Annotated in this window: 24 protein-coding genes; 15 read left to right on the forward strand and 9 right to left on the reverse strand. The window is 68.6% G+C overall.

Features of this window, described 5'->3' with window-relative positions:
* Positions 1-176 precede the first annotated feature (176 nt).
* Together MNR00_RS15620 and MNR00_RS15625 are read right to left on the reverse strand one after the other, a co-directional pair.
* Positions 177-1,796: an urea amidolyase family protein gene (locus tag MNR00_RS15620; RefSeq protein WP_241926829.1), complete on the reverse strand. Its 1,620-nt coding sequence runs from the start codon at positions 1,794-1,796 to the stop codon at positions 177-179.
* 99 nt (positions 1,797-1,895) lie between these two features.
* The gene (locus MNR00_RS15625; RefSeq protein ID WP_241926830.1) at positions 1,896-2,666 is read right to left on the reverse strand and encodes a 5-oxoprolinase subunit PxpA; all 771 of its coding nucleotides are present in this window, start codon (positions 2,664-2,666) and stop codon (positions 1,896-1,898) included.
* A gap of 70 nt (positions 2,667-2,736) precedes the next feature.
* On the opposite strand from MNR00_RS15625, the gene MNR00_RS15630 reads away from it, so the two are divergent.
* Positions 2,737-3,390 carry a TMEM175 family protein gene (locus MNR00_RS15630; RefSeq protein WP_241926831.1) on the forward strand — a complete coding sequence of 218 codons (654 nt, stop codon included), beginning with the start codon at positions 2,737-2,739 and terminating at the stop codon, positions 3,388-3,390.
* A 37-nt stretch (positions 3,391-3,427) separates the two neighbouring features.
* On the opposite strand, the gene MNR00_RS15635 is transcribed toward MNR00_RS15630, so the two are convergent.
* On the reverse strand, positions 3,428-4,426 hold the full coding sequence (locus MNR00_RS15635) for a LacI family DNA-binding transcriptional regulator (protein ID WP_241926832.1): 999 nt from the start codon (positions 4,424-4,426) through the stop codon (positions 3,428-3,430).
* A gap of 45 nt (positions 4,427-4,471) precedes the next feature.
* A complete protein-coding gene (locus tag MNR00_RS15640) occupies positions 4,472-5,896 on the reverse strand; it encodes a GH1 family beta-glucosidase (protein WP_241926833.1) in 1,425 nt (474 codons plus the stop codon).
* Positions 5,897-5,980: 84 nt separating this feature from the next.
* On the opposite strand from MNR00_RS15640, the gene MNR00_RS15645 reads away from it, so the two are divergent.
* Entirely contained in the window at positions 5,981-6,499 is a 519-nt protein-coding gene (locus MNR00_RS15645; protein WP_241926834.1) for an adenine phosphoribosyltransferase, read from the forward strand.
* A 49-nt stretch (positions 6,500-6,548) separates the two neighbouring features.
* Here the strand turns inward: MNR00_RS15645 and MNR00_RS15650 are convergent, their stop codons facing one another.
* Positions 6,549-7,226, reverse strand: a complete 678-nt coding sequence (locus MNR00_RS15650) for a MerR family transcriptional regulator (protein ID WP_241926835.1) — start codon at positions 7,224-7,226, stop codon at positions 6,549-6,551.
* Between the two features lie 307 nt (positions 7,227-7,533).
* On the opposite strand from MNR00_RS15650, the gene purS reads away from it, so the two are divergent.
* Together purS and purQ are read left to right on the forward strand one after the other, a co-directional pair.
* Positions 7,534-7,782, forward strand: coding sequence for a phosphoribosylformylglycinamidine synthase subunit PurS (gene purS / locus MNR00_RS15655; protein WP_241926836.1), 249 nt, complete (start codon positions 7,534-7,536; stop codon positions 7,780-7,782).
* On the forward strand, positions 7,779-8,486 hold the full coding sequence (gene purQ / locus MNR00_RS15660; protein WP_241926837.1) for a phosphoribosylformylglycinamidine synthase subunit PurQ: 708 nt from the start codon (positions 7,779-7,781) through the stop codon (positions 8,484-8,486). The genes purS and purQ overlap by 4 nt, the downstream gene beginning before the upstream one ends.
* Before the next feature lie 23 nt (positions 8,487-8,509).
* Here purQ and MNR00_RS15665 read toward each other — a convergent pair whose 3' ends face one another.
* Positions 8,510-8,938: a DUF1761 domain-containing protein gene (locus tag MNR00_RS15665; RefSeq protein ID WP_241926838.1), complete on the reverse strand. Its 429-nt coding sequence runs from the start codon at positions 8,936-8,938 to the stop codon at positions 8,510-8,512.
* An 81-nt stretch (positions 8,939-9,019) separates the two neighbouring features.
* Between MNR00_RS15665 and MNR00_RS15670 the strand changes: the two genes are divergently transcribed.
* From MNR00_RS15670 to MNR00_RS15690, 5 genes are all read left to right on the forward strand, one after another.
* Complete coding sequence (locus MNR00_RS15670) at positions 9,020-9,502, forward strand: hypothetical protein (RefSeq protein ID WP_241926839.1); 483 nt, start codon at positions 9,020-9,022, stop codon at positions 9,500-9,502.
* A gap of 21 nt (positions 9,503-9,523) precedes the next feature.
* On the forward strand, positions 9,524-10,459 hold the full coding sequence (locus MNR00_RS15675; RefSeq protein WP_241926840.1) for a 2-hydroxyacid dehydrogenase: 936 nt from the start codon (positions 9,524-9,526) through the stop codon (positions 10,457-10,459).
* A gap of 180 nt (positions 10,460-10,639) precedes the next feature.
* Positions 10,640-12,310: an alpha-amylase family glycosyl hydrolase gene (locus MNR00_RS15680; RefSeq protein WP_241926841.1), complete on the forward strand. Its 1,671-nt coding sequence runs from the start codon at positions 10,640-10,642 to the stop codon at positions 12,308-12,310.
* Positions 12,311-12,336: 26 nt separating this feature from the next.
* Positions 12,337-13,341, forward strand: a complete 1,005-nt coding sequence (locus MNR00_RS15685; protein ID WP_241926842.1) for a LacI family DNA-binding transcriptional regulator — start codon at positions 12,337-12,339, stop codon at positions 13,339-13,341.
* Positions 13,342-13,452: 111 nt separating this feature from the next.
* Positions 13,453-14,796 carry an anaerobic C4-dicarboxylate transporter family protein gene (locus MNR00_RS15690; protein WP_241926843.1) on the forward strand — a complete coding sequence of 448 codons (1,344 nt, stop codon included), beginning with the start codon at positions 13,453-13,455 and terminating at the stop codon, positions 14,794-14,796.
* A gap of 27 nt (positions 14,797-14,823) precedes the next feature.
* On the opposite strand, the gene MNR00_RS15695 is transcribed toward MNR00_RS15690, so the two are convergent.
* On the reverse strand, positions 14,824-15,912 hold the full coding sequence (locus tag MNR00_RS15695) for an N-formylglutamate amidohydrolase (protein WP_241926844.1): 1,089 nt from the start codon (positions 15,910-15,912) through the stop codon (positions 14,824-14,826).
* 25 nt (positions 15,913-15,937) lie between these two features.
* Positions 15,938-17,137, reverse strand: coding sequence for an MFS transporter (locus MNR00_RS15700; protein WP_241926845.1), 1,200 nt, complete (start codon positions 17,135-17,137; stop codon positions 15,938-15,940).
* A 107-nt stretch (positions 17,138-17,244) separates the two neighbouring features.
* On the opposite strand from MNR00_RS15700, the gene MNR00_RS15705 reads away from it, so the two are divergent.
* The 6 genes from MNR00_RS15705 (at position 17,245) to MNR00_RS15730 (ending at position 24,892) form a co-directional block, all read left to right on the forward strand.
* Positions 17,245-18,705: an alanine/glycine:cation symporter family protein gene (locus tag MNR00_RS15705; RefSeq protein ID WP_241926846.1), complete on the forward strand. Its 1,461-nt coding sequence runs from the start codon at positions 17,245-17,247 to the stop codon at positions 18,703-18,705.
* A gap of 100 nt (positions 18,706-18,805) precedes the next feature.
* Positions 18,806-20,206, forward strand: a complete 1,401-nt coding sequence (locus MNR00_RS15710; RefSeq protein ID WP_241926847.1) for a potassium transporter TrkG — start codon at positions 18,806-18,808, stop codon at positions 20,204-20,206.
* A gap of 32 nt (positions 20,207-20,238) precedes the next feature.
* On the forward strand, positions 20,239-20,934 hold the full coding sequence (locus tag MNR00_RS15715) for a TrkA family potassium uptake protein (RefSeq protein ID WP_241926848.1): 696 nt from the start codon (positions 20,239-20,241) through the stop codon (positions 20,932-20,934).
* A 138-nt stretch (positions 20,935-21,072) separates the two neighbouring features.
* The gene (locus MNR00_RS15720) at positions 21,073-21,993 is read left to right on the forward strand and encodes an ABC transporter ATP-binding protein (RefSeq protein WP_241926849.1); all 921 of its coding nucleotides are present in this window, start codon (positions 21,073-21,075) and stop codon (positions 21,991-21,993) included.
* Positions 21,990-23,648 (forward strand): hypothetical protein, encoded by a 1,659-nt coding sequence (locus MNR00_RS15725; RefSeq protein ID WP_241926850.1) that lies wholly within the window; start codon positions 21,990-21,992, stop codon positions 23,646-23,648. Before MNR00_RS15720 ends, MNR00_RS15725 begins: the two co-directional genes overlap by 4 nt.
* On the forward strand, positions 23,648-24,892 hold the full coding sequence (locus MNR00_RS15730; RefSeq protein ID WP_241926851.1) for a glycosyltransferase: 1,245 nt from the start codon (positions 23,648-23,650) through the stop codon (positions 24,890-24,892). The genes MNR00_RS15725 and MNR00_RS15730 overlap by 1 nt, the downstream gene beginning before the upstream one ends.
* A gap of 101 nt (positions 24,893-24,993) precedes the next feature.
* Here the strand turns inward: MNR00_RS15730 and MNR00_RS15735 are convergent, their stop codons facing one another.
* Positions 24,994-25,197: a cold-shock protein gene (locus tag MNR00_RS15735; RefSeq protein WP_241926852.1), complete on the reverse strand. Its 204-nt coding sequence runs from the start codon at positions 25,195-25,197 to the stop codon at positions 24,994-24,996.
* Between the last annotated feature and the right edge of the window lie 270 nt (positions 25,198-25,467).

The following is a 25,467-nucleotide window of genomic DNA, read 5'->3' on the forward strand; positions in this document are numbered from 1 at the left end:
TGGCGATCTGATGATATGTCGCCGACCAGATGATATCTTTTTGTATTGATTGCTTCATCAATCAAACTTCTCGCGGCCTTTCGGCGTCATCCGCGAGCAGTGGCTGCGGCACCGGGGGGAACCGTCCGCAGCACCGGGAGGGAGAGAGGATTCGCTCCTCCCTCCCGGAACTCTTCTCAGACGCGAGAGGTTGACGCCGGCGCGATGATGCGGAACCGCACCAGCGCCCCTGGCGGCAGCTGCCCTGCCAGGTCGAGACACCGGTCGGTCAGGGCGCCGATGATCGGGTACCCGCCGGTGACGGGATGGTCGGGCAGGAACAGCACCGGCTGCCCGTCGGGCGGCACCTGGATCGCGCCCGTCACTGCACCCTCGCTGGGCAGCTCACCCGCGATCGCGCGCTCCAGGGGCGCCGCACCATGAAGTCGGATGCCGACACGATCCGCCCGCTGGGTGACGAGCCACTGCTGGGTCTCGAGCACATGCAGGGCGGCTGGCGTGAACCAGTCGTCGCGCGGGCCGAGCGTGATGTCGAGTTCGATCCGTTCTCCGGATGCCGGCAGCGCGCGCGGCCAGGGATACGGGTCGACCGCGTCGATGGCATCCGACCCGATCGGCACGACGTCACCCGATGCGAGCGGTGCGGGTCCGAGCCCGCCCAAGGTGTCGGAGGAGCGGCTGCCGAGCGCTTCGGGCACGCGGATGCCCCCGCGCACGCCGATCACGTAGCGCAGCCCCCGCGCCGCAGCGCCGAGGCTCAGCACATCGCCGTCATACGTCGCGAACGGGATGCCGTGCGCGATCAGGCGCTCCTCGCCGGCAGTATCCACCATCGCCAGCTCGCCCACGGCGCCGGTGACCACGGCGACGCCGTCGCCGTGGAAGCGCAGCGTCACGGCACCGAGGCTCTCAAGCGCGGCTTCGCCGGCGCGGTTGCCGACAGCGCGATTCGCATCACGCAGGGCAGTGCGGTCGGCGGCACCGGATGCTGACACCCCGAGTGCCGCGCGCCTTGGCCGTCCGAGGTCCTGCACGAGCAATTGCAGGGCAGGCTGCACGACTTCGACCGCCGCCCCCTCGACGACAGCTGTCGGAAGTCCCCGACCATCCGGTCCAGCACCCGCGTGTCGCATCCCGGCACTCCGCCCGGCGGCCGAATCGCCTGAGACTCCCAGCACGGCGACGGCCTCCCGCTCCGCGTGCACGAACTTCACCCGCGTGCCTGGCGCAAGCAGCGCGGGTGGATCCCGCTCGACGTCCCACATCACGGCCTCTGTGCGTCCGATCAGCTGCCAGCCACCGGGGCTCTCTCGCGGGTACACGCCTGTGAAGTTCCCCGCCAGGCCGACCGAGCCCGCCGGGACGCGGGTGCGCGGCGACGATCGTCGTGGCACGTCGAAGAGCGGATCATCGCCCACCAGATAGCCGAACCCCGGCGCGAAGCCCGAGAACGCCACCTGCCAGTGCGCGGTCAGGTGCCGGTTCACGACTTCCTCGATCGAGATGCCCAGCGTTCGCGCGACCTCATTGAGGTCCTCTCCGTCGTAGCGCACGGGGATGGTCACTTCGGTCGTGGGCGCGAGGGTGTTGGCATCTGACGTCGTCGTCCGCAGCGCCTCGGCCAGCCGCTCAGCCGACACCAGCAAGGGGTCGAACCGCACCAGCACCGTGCGCGCGCCGGGGACGCGCTCGACGATGCCGCGCACAGCGCCACATGCGGCGTTGAGCCGCATGGCCTCATCCAGATCGGCGGCCTCGACCAGCAGCGCCCGATCCGATGCCCGCAGCACCCTCATGACACGCCACCCGCTTCTCGCTCCGGTAAGAGTTTCTGTCGCCTGGACAGCCTCCAGACGACAGAAACCGATATGGGAGCATATGCGGTTTCGGGCATATCACGCGCTCCGAGTGGCGAACGGCGCCAGATCGACGCCGGCATCCGAAAGCAGACCCCGGATCCCGGCGGCCATCGTGACCGCGCCTGGGCTGTCGCCGTGCACGCAGATCGACTGCGCGTCGACGCGCACGTCGGTGCCGTCGATCGCGCGGATCATGCCGGTCTCGGCGAAACGCAGCATCCGCTCGGCGACCTCGTGCGCGTCGTGCAGCACCGCGCCGCCCTCGGTGCGCGGCACCAGCGTGCCGTCCGGCAGATACGCCCGATCGGCGAATGCCTCGGACGCCACTTGCAGGCCGGCCCGCGATCCGACCTCCAGCACGACGCCGCCGGCCAGCCCGAGCAGCATCAGCCGCGGATCGACAGCGCGGATCGCCGCGACGACTGCCGCAGCCTGCCGTTCATCCCGCGCGATCGTGTTGTACAGCGCGCCATGCGGCTTGACGTAGTCGACGGCCGCGCCGACGGCCACAGCCATGTCGGCGAGCGCACCGAGCTGCTCTTCGACCAGAGCCTGCAGCGTCACCGCATCCAGATCCGTCGGGGTGCGTCCGAAGTTCGCGCGGTCGTCGTACGAGGGGTGTGCGCCGATCACCACACCGCGCGCGACAGCGGCGGCCAGCGTCTGGCGGATCCCCTCTGGCGTGCCGGCATGCAGCCCGCACGACACGTTCGCACTGGTCACGATCTCGAGCATGGCGGCGTCGTCGCTCACCATGCGCTCAGCGGTGTTCTCGCCGAGGTCGGAGTTGAGATCGATGGATGCCATGGCACCAGTCTGCCCGGCGCGCGGGAAACGCGGGGCCGCACGGCTACTCCTGTTCTGTAGCATCTGACGAGTGACAGAGGCAGAGCCCGGCGCGAAGAGTTCGCTGCTCGAAGCCGATCGCGCCAAGGCGTTCATCGACGCGGTCGTCGCGATCGCCATGACACTGCTGATCCTGCCCCTGATGGAGAGCGTCTCCGAGGCGGCCGCGAACGACGAGGGCCCCGGCGAGTGGTTCGCCGAGCACACCGGTCAACTGATCGCGTTCGCCCTGAGCTTCGCGATCATCGCGATGTTCTGGATGAACCACCACCGCCTGTTCGCACGGGTGCAGCGGATGTCGCCCGCCCTGCTGTGGATCACCGTGGCCTGGCTGTTCTCGATCGTCTGGCTTCCGGTGGCCACCGCGATGTCGGGCCAGATGCCATCGGATGACCCTGTCGTGATCGCCGTCTACATCGGCAGCATGCTGCTGACGTCGACACTCAGCCTGACCACCCGCGTGTACCTGCGTCTGCATCCGGCACTGCACGCGATCGACCCCGCGAGCGAACTGCGCGGGATCGCCGTCGACCTGGCGATGATCACGCTGTTCGCGGCGTCACTGGCGGTGGCCGTCGCCGTGCCGCAGGTGTCGTACTTCGCCCTGCTGCTGATGTGGCTGACCGGACCGATGCAGCGGGTGTTCTCACGCCTGCTGCGTTGGCGTGCGAGCCGGCACGTGTAAAGCGGCCGGCACCGCACGGCACCCGCGCAGGGTCAGCTCACACCGACGGCGCCGATGCGCGGACGACCAGCTCGGTGGGCATGATCGTCAGTCGGTCGGGATCGCGGCCGGCCAGCACATCGACGATGAGCCCCGCCAGCAGCTCACCCTGCGCGAACATGGGCTGACTCATGCTGGTCAGCTCCGCGGCCGCAGCGAGCGGGGCATCGTCGAAGCCGATCACTGCGACGTCCTCTGGCACCCGCAGTCCGGACGAACGCAGCACGCCCAGAGCTCCCCGCGCCATGAGGTCACTGGCGACGAACAGCGCATCGGGGCGCGGGTCCTGCGCCAGCAGCCGCTGCGCGGCCCCTGCCCCACCCTGCTCGCTGAAGTCGCCATCGATCACCCCAGCTGAGGTGAGTCCGGCATCGGACAGCGCGCCGAGGAAGCCGTCGCGGCGATCGACGCTGACGGACATCGACAGCGATCCGGTGATGGTCGCGATACGCGTGCGCCCGAGCGCGATGAGGTGCTCAGTCGCCGCGCGGCCGGCAGCGACGTTGTCTACGTCGACGATGTAGTCGCTGTCGCGCACGTGCGTCGGCCGTCCGCCGAACACGACCGGCACCGTCTCGGCGATGCGATCGACGAACGAGTCGCTGGCGTGGTGCGAGACGATGATCGCAGCATCCACTCCGCCGTTGCGCACGAATCGGGTCATCTTGCCGCCCGGGTCCTCGCTCGCGATCAGCAGCGTGAGGATGTAGTCCGACTCGGCGAGGCGCGCACTGATCCCGGCGACGACGGATGCCAGGAACGGGTCGCCGAAGAAGCGCGTGGTGTCCTCTGGGACGACGAGTCCGATCGCGTGCGTCTGCCGACTCGCAAGCGAGCGAGCGGCGCGGTTCGGAGCGTAGTTCAGCTCGGCGATGGCGTGCTGCACGGCGGCGAGCGCCTCTGGGCTCACGGCGGTCGACCCGTTGACGACGCGCGAGACGGTCGAGCGCGATACGCCGGCGAGGGTGGCGACCTCTTCGATCGTGGAGCGGGGCATCTGGTCTCTCTCAGCGAAGTCGCGTGGTGGGCTCAGAGGGCGGACTCAGAGCGCTCGGGCGGCGATGATCCGAGCGTAGTCGCGACCGCTGTCCTTCACTGTGCGCTGCTGCGTCTGATAGTCGACGCGCACGATGCCGAAGCGCTTGGCATACCCCCACGACCACTCGAAGTTGTCCATCAGCGACCAGTAGAAGTAGCCCCGCACGTCGGCGCCCTGCTCGATGGCATCCAAGGTCGCTCCGAGGTGCGCACGCACGAACGCGGCGCGGTCGGCGTCATGCACCTGCCCGTCAGCATCCGCCACGTCGTCATAGGCGACGCCGTTCTCGGTGACGTACAGCGTCACGCCTGGCGCGTAGTCCTCGGCGACGCGGACCAGCAGCCGGGTCAGGCCCTCTGGCTGCACCTCCCAACCCATCGCGGTGCGCGGCAGCCCGCGCTCGACCCAGTGGATGCCGGCGTCGGCGGGGAACGGCGACGCCGTCTCGCGCTCGTCGAGCCCCTCGGTCTGGTGGGGGTCGCCCTCGGCATCGGGTTGCGGATGCCCCGACAGCAGCTCCCCGTGGTAGTAGTTCACCCCGAAGGCGTCCAGCGGCGTGGAGATCGTGTCGAGGTCGCCGTCGCGGACGGCGTCCTGCCAGGCGCTGACCGCCTCAGCATCCACCTCGCGCAGGTCGCGGACGATGTCGGCCGGGTAGCTGCCGCGGAACAGCGGGTCGAGGAACCAGCGGTTGAACTGCCCGTCGATGCGCCGTGCGGCATCGACATCGCGCGGGTCGTCGGGGTCGGCCGCGTCCGCGACGGTGAGGTTGAGTGTGATGCCGAGATCGAGACTCGCGTCACGCGCGCGCAGCGCCTGCACGGCGCTGCCGTGCGCGAGCAGCAGATGATGCGAGGCGAGGAGCCCGTCGCGGATACTGGTGCGTCCCGGCGCGTGCACCCCGGCGGTATAGGAGAGGAACGACGAGCACCACGGCTCGTTCAGCGTGGTCCAGTGCTGCACGCGGTCGCCGAGGGCGTCGTGCACGCTGAGCGCGTACTCGGTGAATCGCTCGACCACCTCGCGGCTCGCCCATCCTCCGCGCTCTTCCAGTGCCTGCGGCATGTCCCAGTGGTGCAGCGTCAGCCACGGCACGATGTCAGCCCCGAGCAGCTCGTCGACAAGGCGGCTGTAGAAGTCAATGCCCTTCGGGTTCACCGGCCCCGCGTCGGGGCGCACCCGCGACCACGAAGTCGAGAAGCGGTACGTCTGCAGACCAAGGTCCTTCATCAGGGCGACGTCGTCGGCGTAGCGGTGGTAGTGATCGCAGGCGACATCGCCGTTCTCGGCGCCGACAGTCGCACCGGGAACGCGTGCGAAGGCATCCCAGATGGACGCCGTGCGTCCGTCTTCGAAGGCGGCGCCCTCGATCTGGTAGGCGGCCGTGGCTGCGCCGAAGAGGAAGTTCTCGGGGAAGGAACGGGTCATGCGCCCCATTCTCGCACTGTTGCGGCGATTCGTGGGAGCGCTCCCACGAATCGCCGATCCTCGTGGCTCGGATACCCTTGACAGGTGAATCCCGAACTGGCACGCGCTGAATCACTGATCCGCGAGATCGCCGACTACCCCTCGCCCGGCATCCTGTTCCGCGACATCACTCCGCTGCTGGCTGACGCCGAGGCCCTTCGGGTCACCACCGAGGCGCTCGTCGAGCCGTTCATCGGCACGTTCGATGTCGTCGCGGGGGTCGAGGCGCGCGGGTTCATCCTCGCCGGGGCTGCCGCGATCGCCGCCGGGGTCGGCCTGGTGCCGATCCGCAAGGCGGGCAAGCTGCCGCAGCCCGCCGCATCGGTCGACTACGCGCTCGAGTACGGCACCGCCACGATCGAGATGCACGACGACCTGCCCGCCGGCACCCGCGTGCTGCTCATCGACGACGTGCTCGCCACCGGCGGCACCCTCGACGCCGGGCGCCAGATCGTCGAACGCCTCGGATACACCGTCGCGGGTATCAGCGTGCTGTTCGAGATCGACGGACTCGGCGGGCGCGACCTGATCGGCGATCTGCACACCGTCTTCCGGTCGGCCTGACGGCAATCCGGCGTCAGCGGCGTCCTCGGCGTCAGCGCATCGGGTTCGGCTACGACCCCGGCGCGGCCGGCGGCATCGCCAGATCAGGCGGCGCCACCCCGCGTTCGATCGCTGAGCGGACCGAAGCCGCCGCATGCGCCAGACTGCTCACGGCGACGAGCTGGCGTGCCCTGGCGTTGACCGCCAGCAGCATCCGCCGCGCCACCTCATCGGGTGATCCGGTCGGACCAAGGGCGGCCACGTTCCGCCCGGCCATCGGCTCGAGGGCATCCGCGTACTCCATGAGGGTCTCGACGTCGTAGTCCAGCCCGACCTCGGCCGCCTGTGCGAGCGCGTGCGTCAGGCCGCGCTCGGCGGCCCCCGGGTAACCGCGCCAGTCCCGGCGCCGCATCAGCTCGTGGGTGCGCTCGCTGAATTCGACGTAGGAAGGGTCGGATGCCAGGTCCTCCGGCGTCCCGAGTGCGAAGGTCTGACACGCGTTCATCACATCGAGCGTGGTCGTGCCCTCGGTGTCGATCAGGTCGGTGAGCGCCCGGATCGCCGTTGTCGACGCCTCGTACACGTCACGCAGCACGAGAATGAGCTTGGCGCGGTCGACGTGCCTTTGGTCGTAGATCGCCGTCGTCGTGTTCTTCAACTCCCCCGGCGGCAGGATGCCGACCCGGATCCAGTGCTTCAGCGTCGTCGTGCTGGTGGCGCTCTGGTCTGCGAGCTCACTGAGTTTCACTCTTGTTCCTCCCCCCGAGGAGATGCGCAGGTTGGAGAGTAGAGCCTAGGGCCACTCTCCACGATGCGCATCCTATGCGTCGACCCTATCCTTGCTGTGTAGGGGACCAATCCCGCGTATGGGGGGCATCCGGCGCGGGTGTCGAGGAGTGGGGACTTTTCGATTAGCCCGGATGGAGACACCAGGGGGTGCGATCTCCGTCCGGGCACTCTTTTTGCCTCGGACCCGGCCCGCTTCGGGCATCCTCCCCCGCTGCGGCGGCGCGGTAGACTCGACATGATCCCGCCCCGACTTTCTGGAGCCGAGTATGCCCACCATCGTCGTCGACGTCATGCCCAAGGCCGAACTGCTCGACCCGCAGGGAAAGGCCGTCTCCGGCGCTTTCGCCCGCATGGGCGTCGAGAACTTCTCTCAGGTGCGCATCGGCAAGCGCTTCGAACTCACCGTGGAAGGCGAGGTCACCGATGAGGTGCTCGCCGAAGCCCGTCGCCTCGCCGAGGACGTGCTGTCGAACTCCGTGATCGAGGACGTCGTGGGCGTCGAGGTCGCACCGTGACCGTACGCGTCGGCGTCATCACCTTCCCCGGATCGCTGGATGACCGCGACGCTCAGCGCGCCGTGCGCATCGCCGGCGCCGAACCGGTGGCCCTCTGGCACGGGTCGCACGACCTCGAAGGCGTCGACGCGCTGGTGCTGCCTGGCGGATTCAGCTACGGCGACTACCTGCGCTCCGGTGCGATCGCGGCGCTGTCGCCGATCATGGCCGAGGTGAAGGATGCTGCCGCCAAGGGTATGCCGGTGCTCGGCATCTGCAACGGATTCCAGATGCTCGTCGAGGCGCACCTGCTGCCGGGCGGTCTGATCCGCAACGACCACCAGCACTTCGTGCGCCGCGACCAGAAGCTCACGGTCGCGAACGCCGACACCGCCTGGACCAGCGATTACACCGAGGGCCAGGAGATCGTCATCCCGCTGAAGAACGGCGAGGGCGGCTACATCGCCTCGGACGAGACCCTCGACCGCCTCGAGGGCGAGGGCCTTGTGGCCTTCCGCTACGCCGGCGTCAACCCGAACGGGTCGCTGCGCGACATCGCCGGACTCACCAACGCAGCGGGCAACGTCGTCGGCCTCATGCCGCACCCCGAGCACGCCGTCGAGCCGGGCTTCGGTCCCGACATGAGCGCCGCGATGCGCTCCGGCATCGACGGACTCGGGTTCTTCACGAGCGCCATCGCCGCAGTCGCGCGCCTCGCCGCGTAGCGCTCGCGACGACGCGCCTGGCGTCAGATACCGGCCGGCGGCCAGACGCCGATGATGATGGCCATCACCAGGATCGTGACGAGCTCGTGTGCGATGTTCAGAGTGGTGAGCTTGGTCGAGCGCCCCTCGAACGCGTCGTGCGTGATGAATCGCGCAGCCGTGAACCCGGCCCACAGCGCAACGGACGTCACGACGGCAGCCCAGAAGTACGAGCCCTCGTAGAAGTGCCAGGCGATCGATGAGGCACCGGCCAGCACCCACGCGGTGATGAAGCTGACGATGACGGTCGTGATGATCGCGAGCACCGGATTGCCGTTGGGGTTGTCGATGTCGATGTTCGCGAGCTTCGCCCAGCGCCTGCCGAACACGCCCTTCGCGTACCAGATCGACCCCACCACCATGCTCGACGCCGTGGCGATCAGCACTGCCCAGTAGTTGATCTCGGGAACCATGTCTCCTCCTCATCGCGGATGCCGCCAGGATACTCCCGGGTGGCGCCACCGCCAGGCAGGCTCGAGGCGCAGAATGTACGCATGAGCCGGCCGCCCGAAGACGATGAGCACGTGCTCGGCCCCGGCCTGCTGCCGACGCCGTTCACCGCGGCGCAGATCCGGGCATCCAGCCGCGACGGCAAGCTGATCCGCCTGCTGGTCGAGTCCGCCGACGGCACCGTCGTCGAGCGCATCAATCGCTTCCGCGACGCGGACGACGAAGGCGCCAACTTGGAGCAGTGGCTGTCGGATGCCCCTGACGACGCGACCACGCGACGGGTGACCTGGCTGGAGCTGCAGAGCCACGCCGCCTTCCCCACCGAGCTCACGACCGTGTCGACCGAGGTGATCGAGCTGCCGCTCGGGCGGCTCGAATGCGTGCGCTATGACGTGATCGCGACCGATGCCGACCCCGCCGCGACCTTCTGGTTCGCACTCGCCCATCCGGGAATGCCGGTGCGATATCAGACGGTCACGGCCTCGGGGCGGATCCGCACGACGGTCACCGCGATCACGTCGGACTGACCATGCCGATACAGTCGAAGAGTGAGCCTCCTCGTCACCGTCCCCACCGACCGCCTCGCCCAGAACCTCGAGTCCCTGCCTGACGGCGTCGAGCTGAAGGTCTGGGATCTGCAGACGCCGACCCCGGCATCCCGCATCGACATCGTCGTGCCGCCGTACATGGGCAGCAGCCGCTGGCTGTCCTCCCTCGAGGGCATCGAGGTCGGACTCGTGCAGGGCCAGGCGATCGGCTACGACGGCGTCGCGCAGCTGCTGCCGCCTGGAATGCCGTACGCCAACGCCGCCAGCGTGCACGAGGCGTCAACGGCCGAGCTGGCCGTCGGGCTGATGATCGCCGCGCAACGGCAGCTGCCCCGGTTCGTCCGCGCGCAGGAGCAGGGCGAGTGGTCGCCGGTGTTCGCCGACAGTCTCGCCGACCGTCGGGTGCTGCTGGTCGGCTTCGGCGGGGTCGGCAAGGCCATCGCGCAGCGGCTCGCACCGTTCGAGGTGGAGATGACGGCTGTCGCGCGCAGCGCGCGCACCGAGCACGTCGATGGTGTCGGAGACCTCGCGGTGCGCGGCATGGATGAGCTCGAGACGCTGCTCTCGGATGCTGAGATCGTCGTCCTGAGCCTGCCGGCGACCGACGAGACCCACCACCTGTTCGACGCCGAGATGATCGGCCGGATGGCGCAGAGCGCGCTGCTCGTCAACGTCGGCCGCGGGCCGCTCATCGACTCCGAGGCACTGGTGGCCGCACTGCACGAGGGCCGCATCCGCGCAGCATCCGACGTCTTCGAAGAAGAGCCGCTGCCGGCAGGGCATCCGCTGTGGAGCGCACCCAACCTGCTGATCAGCCCGCACGTCGGCGGCGCGTCGACGGCGATGAACCCGCGCATCGCGCGGCTCGTCCGCGCACAGATCGATCGGATGCTGGCAGGCGAGCCCCCGCTGAACGTGGTCATCCCGGCATCCTGAACCCCACTCCGGGTCACTTCCACAGGACGATCCCACTTTCACAGGACGTTCTGGCGCTGCGCGTCCTGCAGACTTGCCGTCGTCCTGTAAACGTGAGCGGCGCACGTGTCGCGCACCACTTTCGAACCGATTCGATCCGCACCCTTTCGCAACTGTAAGCGCTTGCAGTACCCTGGTCGCATGGCACAGCACGAGCAGGTCGAACAGTCCGCAGCCCCCGGGTCCGAATGGTGGCGCACCGCCGTCATCTACCAGATCTACCCTCGGTCGTTCGCGGATGCCTCCGGCGACGGCATCGGCGACCTGCCCGGCATCACGAGCCGTCTCGACGACCTGCGCTCGCTCGGCGTCGACGCGATCTGGCTGAGCCCGTTCATGACCAGCCCGCAGAAGGACGCCGGCTACGACGTCACCGACTACCGCGACGTCGACCCGCTGTTCGGCACTCTCGCCGACTTCGACACAATGCTGAACGAGGCGCACACCCGCGGCATCCGCGTCATCGTCGATCTCGTCCCCAACCACTCCAGCGATCAGCACGTCTGGTTCCAGCAGGCGCTGAAGGCGGCGCCCGGCAGCCCCGAGCGCGCCCGCTACATCTTCCGCGACGGCCGCGGCGAGAACGGCGAACTGCCCCCGAACAACTGGGAGAGCGTGTTCGGCGGCGGCCAGTGGGAGCGCGTCACCGAGGCCGACGGCACCCCCGGCCAGTGGTACCTCCACATCTTCGACGCGACCCAGCCCGACTTCGACTGGACCAACGAAGAGGTGCGCGAGGAGTTCCGCGGCATCCTGCGGTTCTGGCTCGACCGCGGTGTCGACGGCTTCCGCGTGGACGTCGCCCACGGCATGATCAAGGCCGACGGGCTGCCCGACTACACCCCCGCAGCCGACGCCGACTCGATGGGCGGCGGCGAGGAGAACGTGCCGTACTGGGGCCAGGACGGCGTGCACGACATCTACCGCGACTGGCACAAGGTGCTGGCCGAGTACGACGGCGAGCGCGCGCTGTGCGGCGAGGCGTGGCTGCCGACCCTCGAGAAGACTGCCCTGTGGGTGCGCCCCGGCGAGATGCACCAGACCTTCAACTTCCCGTACCTGATGACGCCGTGGGATGCCGCGGCGCTGCGCGCCGTCATCCACGACTCGCTCGACGCCTTCGGCTCCGTGGGCGCACCGAGCACCTGGGTGCTCTCGAACCACGACGTCATCCGGCACGCGTCGCGTCTGGCTCTGACCGCCGACAGCCCCCAGGGCGACGGCATCGGCCCGAAGTCGAAGGGCAAGCCCGACCAGGCGATCGGCCTGTCGCGCGGCCGCGCCGCGACGACGCTGATGCTCGCGCTGCCCGGCTCGTCGTACATCTACCAGGGCGAGGAGCTCGGCTTGCCAGAGGCGATGGACATCCCCGACGAGTTCCGTCAGGACCCGACGTGGTTCCGCACCGAAGGCGAGCGGTACGGCCGCGACGGATGCCGCGTGCCGCTGCCGTGGAACGCGGATGCCCCGGCCTTCGGTTTCAACGACACCGGAGCGTCCTGGCTGCCGCAGCCGGCGTCCTGGGCGGAGTTCGCCCGCGATGCCGAAGAGGGTGACGCCGACTCGACGCTGAACCTGTACAAGTCGCTGCTCGCGGAGCGCCGCGAGCGCGCGCTCGGCTCCGGCACGCTGGTGTGGGAGGACGCCGGGTCGGATGCTGTGGCGTTCCACCGCGGTGACCTGCACGTCGTGGCGAACCTCGGCACCGAGCCGATCGAGCTCGGCGCGGATGTGTCGTTCGTGATCCAGAGTCAGCCGTTCCCCGGAACGGCCCTCCCCCCGAACACCGCCGCCTGGTTCACCCGCCCGTAACTCCCACCAGACAGAGAGCGTGTGACGTGACGAGCATTGACGAGGTGGCGAAGCTCGCCGGCGTCTCGACGGCCACCGTGTCGCGGGCGCTCAGCGGCCGCGGGCACGTGTCGGCTGCGGCCCGCGAGCGCGTGCAGGCGGCCGCCGACAGCCTGGGCTACGTCGTCTCGTCGCGGGCGTCGAGCCTGGCGTCGGGGCGCACGCAGAACATCGGCGTGATCGTGCCGTACCTCGACCGCTGGTTCTTCAGCACCGTGCTCTCCGGTGCGACGAGTGCGCTCATGCGCGCCGGCTACGACGTCACGCTGTACAACATCACCGCCGACGCCGACGTGCGCCACGAGGTGTTCTCCACCTTCCTGCGCAGGCAGAGGGTGGACGCTGTCATCGCCGTCTCCATCGAACTCGACGACGACGAGACCGGCCGACTGCTGGACCTCGGCTTGCCGGTGATCGCGATCGGCGGCCCGAACCCGCGTCTGCGGACGCTGACCGTCGACGACACGGCCGTGGCGCGCCTCGCCACCGACCATCTCATCAGCCTCGGACACCGCGACATCGCCCACATCGGCGCGAACCCGGAGTTCGACATCGACTTCCACATTCCGACCAGACGTCGCCTCGGCTTCGAGCAGGCGCTGGCGGATGCGGGGATCACCCCCAAACCCGCATTCCTGGAACCCGCGGACTTCACCGTGGACGGCGGCTTCCGTGCTGCGAAGCAGCTGCTCGGGCGCCCTGGTCCCCGGCCGACGGCCATCTTCGCCGCATCAGACGAGATGGCCATCGGCGCCATCCTCGCCGCGCGGGACCTCGGGTTCCGCGTGCCGCAGGACCTGTCGATCGTCGGCATCGACGGCCACGAGCTCGGCGAGTTCTTCCAACTCACGACCGTGGACCAGTTCCCACTCGGGCAGGGCGAGCGGGCCGCCGCCGCCGTGCTCGCGCAGCTCGAGGGCGAACCGCAGTCCGCCGTCGGAGGCGAGCTGCCCTTCGATCTGATCGTCCGCGGCACGACCGCCCGCGCCTAGCATCCGTCCCTCCACGGCCACGTGCCAGCGCGTCCCACGGCCACGTGCGGCGCACTGCTAGGCTGACGCCGAAATCGCGCGAACCGCGCGAAACCGGGGGGGGGATTCGCGATGGAAGCCGTTCTGTTCACCGCCCAGCTGCTGGTCGTTCTGGGATGCATCGTGATGGGCACCCGCTCCAGCGGCGTGGCTCTTGGCCTCTGGGGCGGCGCTGGTGTCGCCATCCTCGTGTTCGGGTTCCGTCTGGTGCCTGGTGCTCCGCCGGTCGATGCGTTGCTGATCGTGCTCGCCGTCGTGGTCGCCGCGTCCATGATGCAGGTCGCCGGCGGCATCGACTGGATGGTCTCCGTCGCTGCGAAGCTCATCGCCCGCAACCCGAAGCAGATCACGCTGGTCGCGCCCCTGGTGTCGTTCCTCTTCTCGGTCGGCGCCGGCACCTCGAACATCCTCTACCCGCTGCTGCCGGTGATCCAGGACCTCGCGTACCGCAACGGCATCCGCCCGTCCCGCCCGCTCTCGCTCTCGGTCGTGGCGACCGGCGTCGCCCTCGCCTGCAGTCCCGTCTCGGCGGCGATGGCCGCGATGGTGACGCTCACCGACACCGCCCCGTGGAACTTCGAGCTCATCGACATCCTCAAGGTGACGATCCCAGCGGCCATCGTCGGAATCGTGCTCTCGTCGCTGGTTGTGAACCGGCTCGGCAAGGAGCTCGCTGACGACCCCGATGTTCAGGCGAAGATCGCGGCCGGCACTCTCGCACCGCCGCAGAAGGGCGCCGCCGCGATCAAGGCCGAGGTGACCGTGACGACTGCCGGACGCAACGCGGCCATCATCTTCTTCGTCGGGGTCATCGTGATCGTCATCTTCGGCCTGTTCAAGTCGATCCGTCCGCTGGACGCCGACGGCGCTCCGGTCGGCATGACCCCGATCATCGAGATCGTGATGTTCCTCACCGGAACCGTGATCCTGCTGGTGTCGCGGCCCAAGGTGTCGGAGGTTCCCACCACGTCGGTGTTCCGGGCGGGCATGGTCTCCGCCATCGCCCTGTTCGGTCTGGCCTGGCTCACCGACACCTTCCTGTCGGCCCACTCTGAGGTCATCGCCGAGACCATCGGCGCCCTGGTCTCCGCCGCCCCCTGGGTGTTCGCGCTCGGTGTCTTCCTGGTCTGCGTCCTGACCACGAGTCAGTCCACCGCGACGCGCACGATCGTCCCGATCGGCCTCGCCGCCGGCATCCCGCTGGGGCTGCTGTCTGGCATGTGGGCAGGAGCCTTCGCTGGCATCTACGTGCTGCCGACCAACGGCTCGCAGATCGCCGCGGCCAACTTCGACACCTCAGGCACGACGAAGCTCGGCACCAAGCTCGTCGACCACTCGTTCTTCCTGCCGTCGCTGATCCTCGCCGCGACGACGATCGCGGCGGGTTCCGTGTTCGGGCTGATCTGGGGCGGCTGACCCCCGCCGCTGTGCGGTGCTCGCCGGTCAGAGGGCGCGGTACAGATCCCACGCGCGTCGACACGACTGCGCGACAGCATCCACGTGCGCGTCGTCTTCGACGATCCAGTCGGTGCCGGGCCGATGCAGCTCGGCGACGGCCACATCGCCGAGCAGGTACTCGCGCAGGAACTCCGCCTGCACGGCGTCGAGTGCGAGTCCAGCCGCGTCAGCCTCTCTGCGGATGCTGCGGAATCGCGATCCGGCGGCGAGGATCTCCTGACTGCCGAGGTAGGGCTGGTTCAGTGCCACATCGCTCGGGTCCGCGACCCCGAAGCCGTCACGGTGCGCTTCGGCGAGCGCGCGCAGCCGCGCCGGATTCATCGTCGGCGGATCCTCCGCCGTGCGCTCCTCGCCGTGGGCGTCGCCGCGGTTCGAGAGCGCGACCACCTGCGGCAGTCGATCCTTCGGCTCACGCGCGACGTTGACGGCGCCGTCTCGCGTGGTGGTGGTGTTCATGGTGTCGTGGAAGGAGAGACGGGTGAAGCGCCCTCCTTCTGCGAGACCGCGAGTGATGAACCGCTCGGTGAGGTCGTCTCTGATCCGCTCGTACACGCCGAGACCGCGCTCGGCCACCTCGACGAACGTGTCGACAAGGCGGTGCAGTTCGCCTTCGCTCTTCGGCACCTCGAGGATCGGGAAGAACGAGAACGTGACAGGTCGGATCGCGTCGACCCCGGTCAGGTCGACGCGCTGCCAGGGGCCGGCCTTCGCGGTGCGCGCGATGGCCTCGGAGAGGTCGGCGGCCACGTCGCGCGGTTTCGCACGGTTGGGGTCCCTGACCAGCCGGGGGTGCGGGTTGAGCACCGCAACCACACGCGGGTCCTGTGACGCCCAGCGCCGCACGATCGCGTCTGTCGCGACGTCGGTGAAGTCGTACTGCAGCCGCCTGGTCAGTGCGGGAGAGAGGAACTCGGCGAGCTCCTCTGGGATCGCAGCGCCCGCGTGGGGGCAGCTGATCAGGATGTCCGCGTCGCGGATGGCGTCATCGAGCGTGCGATTCTCACGGTCGGCGTAGACGACGATGTCGTCCTCGGTGAAGGTGTGTCCGGCGGGGATGAGGTTCAGACTGCCCATGGCGTCACCCTAGCCCCGCGGCCGCTCAGGCCGCGACAGTCCTGCGACCCCCGGTCGCACGCGAGACGAGCAGGTGCAGGATCATCGTCAGGGCGAGGACGATGGCGGATGCCGGCACGAGGCGATCTGGGTCGAGGCCGGATGCCAGCAGCGCGCCACCGAGGATTCCGCCGAGCGCCGAGCCCAGCTGCATGCCGCTGCCGTTCAGGGCGAGCACGAGCGACATCGAGTCGGGGGCGAGGTCGCCGAGACGCGACTGCAGCGCGACACCCGAACCGCCGTTGAAGAAGGCGCACGCGAAGAACCAGACGAACGCCGCGATGGCGCCGGTGAGGCCCGGCAGCATGAGTCCGAACGTGCCGAGCACGGCGACTGTGATGAGGATGCTGACGATGAGCGTGATCACGTGCACCGGGTTGAACCTGTCGGTCGCCCGACCCGAGACGATGTTGCCGATCAGGCTCACGACGCCGTAGCCGAACATCGCCGCGATGATCGGCAGCCCTGAGCCGACCCGCGGCCCGAAGATCAGCGTCGCGTACGTGAAGCACAGGTAGCTGGCGCACATGATGCCGGTGGCGACGAGAATCGCTCCGATCAATGCCGGCTGGGTGAGCGGCTTCAGTGTCGCGCGCAGCGACAGCGCCGGCAGATGAAGGCGGGGCACGTTCACCAGGATCCCGACGAGGGCGATCGCCCCGACGCCGGTGACGAGGAACAGCGGAAGCCGCCAGTCATCCTGACCGAGAACGAGCCCGACCGGCACGCCGAGTGCCGTGGCCGCGAGGAACCCGCCGAGCACGAAGGAGAGCGCACGACCACGACGCTCCGGGGCGGTCTTGGCCAGCACGTATGCACTGACCACGGCGCTGAGCAGCGCCCCGCCGATGGCCGACACGATGCGTCCGGTCATGGCCATGGCGTAGTTCACCGACACGGCGATCACCAGGTTGCCGACGACGAACACGGCCAGCGACACCGAGATGACCAGCTTGCGCTCCCACTTGCCGGTGAAGGCGCTGAGCACGGGACCGGCGATGGCGGCGGTGAGCGCGAAGACGGCGACCAGTTGGCCTGCGGCCGCGTTCGAGACGTCGAGGTCCTCCGAGATCTGCGGCAGAAGCCCCGCGAGCACGTACCCGTCGATGCCCATCGAGAACGTCGCCAGGGCCAGCCACAGCAGCGCACCGAATCCGGCGGGGCGGGCTTCGTCACTCGTCTTCACCGAACCATCCAACCAGACATCCGAGCGCTTGTCGTTACACGTAGGGATCAGCGCGAATGCGGCCAGGCACTGTCGCCAGCGCCGCGAGGGCGGCAATACTGTTCCGCATGGACGCACTCAACGACATCGTGCTCTTCCTCGGCGACCGGCTGTGGACGTTCGCGGTGCTGCCCATCGTGGTCATCCTCGGCGTGTACTTCACGCTCCGATCCGGCGTGGTGCAGTTCCGGCTCATCCCCGAGATGTTCCGCACGCTCACCGATCGCACGCCGACGGATGCCGATGGCAAGCCCCAGTCAGTGTCGGCGTTCCAGGCGTTCACGATCTCGGCAGCATCCCGCGTCGGCGTCGGCAACATCGCCGGCGTCGGCACCGCAATCGCGATCGGCGGACCCGGCGCGGTGTTCTGGATGTGGACCATGGCGTTCATCGGCGGCGCCTCGAGCTTCATCGAGTCGACGCTCGGCCAGATGTTCAAGGTGCGCGACGCCGACGGCTTCCGCGGCGGTCCCGCGTATTACATGCAGCACGGACTGAAGGCCCGGTGGATGGGCGTGCTGTTCGCCGTCATCCTCATCGTCTGCTTCCCCTTCGCGTTCAGCTCGCTGCAGGCCAACACCATCAGCGCGACCGTCTCGTCGAGCTTCGGCGGAGATGTCGGCTGGATCCCGTGGGTGGTCGGCATCGCACTCGCGGTGCTCACGGCGCTGGTGATCTTCGGCGGCGTGCGCCGGATCGCGAGCGTGACCCAGGCCGTCGTCCCGGCGATGGCGCTGCTGTACCTGCTGGTGGGCCTCGTGATCGTGGCGATGAACATCGAGCGCCTGCCAGAGGTGTTCGCCTCGATCTACACCCAGGCGTTCGGGTTCAACGAGGTCGTGGGCGCGGCGCTGGGCACGATCATCATGACCGGCGTGAAGCGCGGCATGTTCTCGAACGAGGCCGGCCTCGGCTCTGCCCCCAACGCCGGCGCGAGCGCCGCCGTCACCCACCCCGTCAAACAGGGCCTCGTGCAGACGCTCGGCGTCTACTTCGACACCTTCCTGGTGTGCTCGATCACGGCGTTCATCATCCTCGTCGCGACACCCGACCTGGCCGGCGCCGAGCGCGGCATCGGACTCACCCAGAATGCGATCGTGAGCAGTCTCGGCGAGTGGTCGAACGTGCTGCTCAGCGTCATCATCTTCCTGCTCGCGTTCAGCTCGATCCTCGGCAACTACTACTACGGCGAATCGAACATCGAGTTCATCACCACCAAGCGCAGCGTGCTGACCTCGTACCGGGTGCTGGCCGTCGTCGCGATCCTGGTGGGCTCGGTCGCCTCGGCCGACCTGATCTGGAACACCGCCGACGGCATCATGGGACTGATGGCGCTGGTGAACCTCGTCGCGATCGCCCTGTTGTCCGGGATCGCGTTCAAGCTGCTGCGCGACTACCTCGAACAGCGGCGAGCGGGACTCGACCCGGTGTTCACCAGAGAGCGGATGCCCGATGTCACAGGCATCCAGTGCTGGGAGGACGAGCTCAGCGTCACCGGGCCGATCCCGGTGCAGGGCCGCAGGCGCTGAAAGCGCCGTGGCGTGAGGATTCCGTGAGGATCCGGGCGAAAGGCGTGGGTTTTACGTGAGGGTGCCGGCCCCCATGCGGAGACGCGAGTAACGTCGGCAAGTGCCTTCTGAGACCACCGATCCGCCTGCAGCTGTGCGGCTGCGCCCGCGCAGCCCGACCCGGCCGCGCCCGCGGCGACGGCACCTCGCACCGGCGCAGGCCATCACGACGGGATTCGGCACGACGATCGCCATCGGCACTGTACTGCTGATGCTGCCGATCTCCTCGGCGAAGGGCGCGTGGACGGGCTTCGTCGACGCCCTGTTCACGGCGACGTCGGCCGTGTGCGTGACGGGACTCATCGTCGTCGACACCCCGCAGTTCTGGAGCCCCTTCGGCAAAGTCGTGATCCTGCTGCTGATCCAGCTCGGCGGGCTCGGGATCATGCTCTTCGCGTCGCTGATCGGCATGGCGCTGGCCCGCAAGCTCTCGGTGCGTACGCGGATCATCACCGGCACAGAGACGAAGACGGCCGGCAGCGGCGACATGAAGCGGGTGGCCACCGGCATCCTGTTGACCACTCTGACGATCGAGGCGGTCGTCGCCGCGCTGCTGTTCCTGCGCTTCCTCACCGGCTACGGCTACGACGTGGGCAGCGCGACCTGGCATGCCGTGTTCCACGCCGTGTCGTCGTTCAACAACGCCGGATTCGCCCTGTACAGCGACAGCCTGATGGGATTCGTGTCCGACCCGTGGATCTGCCTGCCGATCTGCGCCGCCATCATCCTCGGTGGGCTCGGGTTCCCTGTGCTTCGTCAGTTGCGCAAGGAGTTCCGTCGCCCGCTGCACTGGTCGATGAACACCCGCATCGTGCTGTGGGCGACGATGGCGCTTCTGCTGCTCGGCACGGTGTATGTCGTCGCCATCGAGTGGGACAATCCCCGCACCCTCGGCGCCTTGGACCCCGGATCGAGGATCCTCGCGGGGTTCTTCCACGCTGTGCAGTCGCGTACGGCTGGATTCAACTCCGTCGACACTTCGCAGCTGCATGACGAGACCTGGCTCGGCACTGACGTGCTGATGTTCATCGGTGGTGGCCCCGCCGGAACCGCCGGAGGCATCAAGGTCACGACCTTCGCCGTGCTGTTCTTCATCATGCTCACCGAGCTGCGCGGCGGCACTGCCGTGAACGTGTTCGGGAAGCGGCTCTCGCGGGCCGTGCACCGTGAGGCGATCACCGTCGTGATCATGGCGATCGGCGCGATCATGGCAGCGGTGATCGCCATCCTCGCCATCACCGATCTCGACCTGGACCGTGTGCTCTTCGAGGTGGTCTCGGCGTTCGGCACGGTGGGGATGTCGACGGGCATCACCGCTGATCTGCCCGCCGCCGGCCAGCTGATCCTCGTGCTGCTGATGTTCCTCGGCCGTCTCGGCCCACTGACTCTCGGGTCGGCGCTCGCCCTGCGCGAGCGCGCAACCGCCTACGAGCTCCCCAAAGAACGTCCTGCCATCGGATGATCATCCGGTGTCGGTGATCGAAAGGACCAAAGATGAACAGATTCCTCTCGTTCGGGCAGGATGCCCGGCGCATCGCCGAGGCCGATTCGGTCGCCGTCATCGGCCTCGGCCGCTTCGGCACCTCACTCGCCCTCGAGCTGATGGATTCCGGCACCGACGTCCTCGGCATCGACGACGACGAGGAGGTCGTCCAGGCACTCAACGGCGCCCTGACGCAGGTGGTGCGCGCCGACGCGACGCGGATGGACGTGCTGCAGCAGCTCACGATCGGCGAGTTCGATCGGGTCGTCGTCGCGATCGGCAGCGACATCACGGCGTCGATCCTCACGGCATCCCTGTTGCTGCAGCTGAACGTGCCGGTGATCTGGGCGAAGGCCGTCGACGAGCAGCACGGCGCCGTACTCCAGCAGCTCGGCGTGCACCGGGTGGTGTACCCGGAGAAGGACATGGGCCGCCGCGTCGCGCACCTCGTCCGCGGCGCGGCCGCCGACTACCTCGAGATCGACAAAGGTTTCGCCGTGGTCAAGACCATCGCGCCGCACTTCCTGCATGGCGTCACGCTCGCCTCAGCCGCCGTGCGTCACACGCACGACGTGACGATCGCCGCCCACCGTGAACCGGATGGTCAGTGGAGCAACGCGCAGGCCGACACCGTGCTGCACGACGGCGATGTGGTGCTCGTCGTCGGTCCGACGAACCAGGTCGAGCGCTTCGCGCAGCTGCGCTGACCTTCGAGGGGCTCGGCTCCGCCGAGGTCGACCGACCCCCTGGTGCTTCCTCTCGCACGGGAGTAGGTTGTCCCACGGAGTGCCGGGAAGTCTGGTCGGCGACGCGTCGTCGTCCGTCGAAACAGGAGCTGCATTCCCATGAACACGATAGATATTCAGGGACTCGACAAGTCTTTCGGGTCTGTGAAGGCGCTTGACGCCCTCGACCTCACGGTCGCCCCCGGCGAGGTCCGCGGCTTCCTCGGTCCCAACGGCGCGGGCAAGTCGACCACGATCCGCGTGCTGCTCGGGCTGCTGCGCGCGGATGCCGGGACGGCCCGGCTGTTCGGCGCTGACCCGTGGGCGACGCCGGCCACGCTGCACCGCAGGCTCGCCTATGTGCCGGGCGACGTCGCGCTGTGGCCGAATCTCACCGGCGGAGAGGCGATCGACTACCTGTCCCGCCTTCGCGGCAGACCCGACAAGCGGCGCAAGGCGGAACTGCTCGAACGATTCGAGCTCGACCCCACCAAGAAGGCGCGCACGTATTCCAAGGGGAACCGCCAGAAGGTGGCGCTGGTCGCCGCCCTCGCGAGCGACGCCGAGCTGTTCATCCTGGATGAGCCGACGAGCGGACTCGACCCGCTCATGGAGGCGGTGTTCACCGAGCAGGTGCGGGAGCTGAAGGCTCAGGGCACGTCGATCCTGCTGAGCAGCCACATCCTCAGCGAGGTGGAGAAGGTGTGCGACACGGTCACGATCATCCGCGCCGGTCATGCCGTGGAATCGGGAACGCTGAGCAGCCTGCGCCGCCTCACACGGTCGCGGGTCGTGGCGGTCGTGCCGAGCTATGCCGGCGGCCTCGACGCGCATGAGGGCGTCCACGACCTCGAGGTCGAGACCGTCGAGGGTGGTACCCGTGTGAGCTTCGACACCGACGATGCGGCATCCGGTGAGGTGCTCACCGCACTCGCCCGCACCGGCCTCATCTCACTGGTGTCGATGCCGCCGTCGCTGGAGGACCTGTTCATGCGGCACTACGGCGACGAGATCGCCGCTGAGAGCGAGCCGGTGCGATGACCGCCGTGGCGGAGACCCGTCGTTCTGCCCACCCGCGTTCCGATCCGCCGCTCGCCGGGCTCGGGCACCTGTGCCGGCACATCGTGCGGCGCGACCGCGTGCGCATGAGCGTGTGGGCTGCGTCCATGACGCTGTTCGTGGTCTATTTCACGTTCGCGCTCACCAACGTGTTCGACGAGCAGGCGATGGCCGCGCGCGGCGCGGTGATGTCGACGCCGAGCGGCATCGTGATGGGTGGCCCCGGCTACGGCCTGGACGATTACACGCCGTCCGTCGCGATGGCGAACGAGGGCATCACCTGGCTGGTGCTGTCGATGGCGATCATGTGCATCCTGCACGTCGTGCGCCACACCCGCGCCGGTGAGGAGGACGGTACGTCCGAGCTGGTCCGCGCGAGCAACGTCGGCCGCCACACCGCGGCGGTCGCAGCCATGCTGACGCTCACGGTGCACCTGTTGATCATCGCGGTGCTGTGCGCCGGCGGCATGATCCTGGTCGGCGAGGATGTGCCCGTCGAGGATGCGTTCGCGATGATGCTCGGCAGTGTGCTGGCCGCCCTCGTGTTCGGCGCCGTCGCTCTGGTGGCGTCTCAGGTCACCGCTCACTCCCGCGGCGCCACCGGTGTCTCGCTGATGGTGTTCGCCGTCGCATTCGTGGTGCGTGCCGCGGGCGACATGCAGCAGACAGGTGGCTCAGCCCTGTCTTGGTTCTCGCCGATCGCCTGGGCGCAGCAGATGCGCGCGTTCGTCGATCTGCGGTGGTGGCCGTTGATCCTTCCGGTCGTCACGACCGTCGTGCTCCTGTTCGCGGCAGCGCTGCTCGCCCGCCGTCGCGACTTCGGCGCCGGCCTCATGGCCGGTCGGCCGGGGCCCGCCGACGCCGGTGCCGCATTGCGGTCACCGTTCGCGCTGGCCTGGACACAGCAGCGAGCCGCGATGATCTGGACCGCCCTCGTGACCGGTGGCCTCTGGTACGGATCCGGCACGATGATGTCGACGCTCAACGACATGGTGGCCGATCTGGTCGAGGACAACCCCGTGCTGGCCGCGCTGTTCGGAGACGACTCGTCGGCGTTCACGACGTCCTTCCTCGCCGCGATGGTGTTGTTCATCTCTCTCGCCGCCGGGGCGTACGCCATCGTGATGGGGCAGCGGCCGAAGACCGAGGAGTCGTCGGGGCGGCTGGAGCTGGCCCTGTCGACACCGGTCGGCCGCTCGCGGTGGTTGGCCGCGCAACTGGTGATGGCTGCGATCGGCACTCTGGTGGTGCTCGCAGTCTCGGTGTTCGGCATGTGGGCCGGAGCCGCCCAGGTCGGCATCGAGGATCCGACCCTGGGCGACTTCGCCGTGGTGTGGGTCTCGTACGCGGCGGGTGTGCTGGTGCTGCTCGCACTGACCGCTGCGCTGTACGGCTGGGCCCCGCGCGCGACAGGGCTCGGCTGGGCGCTGCTGGCGTTCATCTTCATCGCCGACTTCTTCGGCCCGCTGTTCGACCTGCCGGAGTGGCTGCAGGGCGTCTCGCCCTTCTACTGGACGCCCGACGCATTCGGCGATGATGCCGAGATGTGGGGCGTGCTGGGAGTGACGGGGGTCGCGGCGGCGCTCTTCGCCGCCGCGTTCTGGGGCTTCCGGCGTCGTGACGTGATCAGCACCTGATGCGCGCACTCATCATCACCTTCGGCACCCGCGGCGATGTCGAGCCGTATCTCGCCCTCGCCCAGCGTCTGCGGTCGGAGGGCCACGACGCGATCCTGTGTGCTCCCGAGGTGTACCGTGCCGACGCCGTGCGCAGCGGTGTCGGCTTCGAGGCCGCCGGCACGTGGATGCATGACCTGGTCCGCAATGGGATGACGACGGCATCCGGTCCGATCGAGGTCGCTCGAGCGGCACGCCGGATGACCGCCGCGATGAGGGCATCCCTTGTGGAGCAGTGGGATGCCGCGCAGCGGACCGATCCGACGATCATCCTCGCGCACCCGAAGGCCCTCGGCGGTTTCCACATCGCCGAGCGGTTGGGCGTTCCGTTCGTGGCCTCCTTGCCGCTGCCGTTCCTCACCCCGACGGGCGAGTTCCCGATCCCGTTCCTCACGGGTCGCCACTCGGCCGGCTGGAACCGCGCGACCTACCAGTTCAACCGGTTCACGGCGATCGCCTACGGCGGCATGATCAATCGGTTTCGGACGAAACTGCTCGGGCTGGATCGGGCAAGTCGCTTCAGTGACTTCCTGAATCACGACGGCATCCCCGTTCCCGTGCTCTACCCGATCAGCCCCGCTGTCGTCCCGCGCCCGCGCGACTACCCGGAGTCCGCCCACCTGACCGGGTACTGGTTTCGTTCACCGGATGTCGAGGCGCCCCTCCCCGACGAGGTGTCGGCGTTCATCGACGGCACCACACCGGTCGTCTACGCGGGCTTCGGCAGCATGGGCTTCGGCAAGCACGCCGAGGAACGCGGGCGGATCGTGCTCGATGCCGTCAGATCGGCCGGGGCACGCGCCATCGTCGCGCGCGGGTGGGGTGGGCTCCAGGCGGCGCAGTCCGACGACGTCCTGGTCGTCGACGAGGTGCCGCACGAACTGCTGTTCCCCCGCGTCAGCGCCGTCGTCCACCACGGCGGCTCCGGCACCACCGCAGCAGGACTCCGTGCCGGCCGCCCGACGCTGATCTGCCCGGTTCTCGGCGATCAGCCGTTCTGGGGCGACCGCGTCCACGCACTCGGCGCGGGCCCCCGCCCGCTGCCGATGAGGAAGCTCCGCATCGAATCGCTCACCGAAAGGCTGACGGATCTGCTCTCCGACGCGCGGTACGCCGCACACGCGGGCGAACTCGGCGAGCGGATCCGCGGCGAAGACGGCACCGGAACGGCGGTTCGCATCCTGGGGCGGATCGAATCGACCTGAACGACCCGTGTGTGAGACCGGGTGCCGGACTTTCCCCACTGACGACAGAACCGGCCGGGAGCGTGATGCTCCCGACCGGTTCGGTTCGTTGCGAGCCGCGCTCAGAGAGGGCGGATGTTCGCAGCCTGCATGCCCTTGGGGCCGCGCTCCGGGTCGAACTCGACCTTCTGGTTCTCGGTGAGCTCCTTGAAGCCCGAACCGGTTATCGCCGAGAAGTGCGCGAACAGGTCGGCAGACCCGTCGTCGGGGGCGATGAAGCCGAAGCCCTTTTCGGAGTTGAACCATTTCACAGTGCCAGTGGCCATGTGCTTCTCTTTCTGTTGATGTGGCCGTCAAGCGGCCCGTGCCTGGCCGGATCATCCGATCGGGCGAGTTCTAGTTGATGGTGCCGGCCGATCGACGCGGAAGCGCTTCGATCGGCGAGCTGGGATCCTGGCCGCGGCACTCATACGCGGGGAGAAGATCGGGAAGGTGCCACGTTCGACGGGGCCCAGCGGGCGGACTGGGAGTGAACCTCTGAACAGAGGTTCACTCAAGGATACCGCGCTCGGCTGGGAAGTCGTCCGGACGCCGGA

The sequence above is a fragment of the Microbacterium sp. H1-D42 genome (genome assembly GCF_022637555.1).
In the GTDB taxonomy this organism is placed as follows: domain Bacteria; phylum Actinomycetota; class Actinomycetes; order Actinomycetales; family Microbacteriaceae; genus Microbacterium.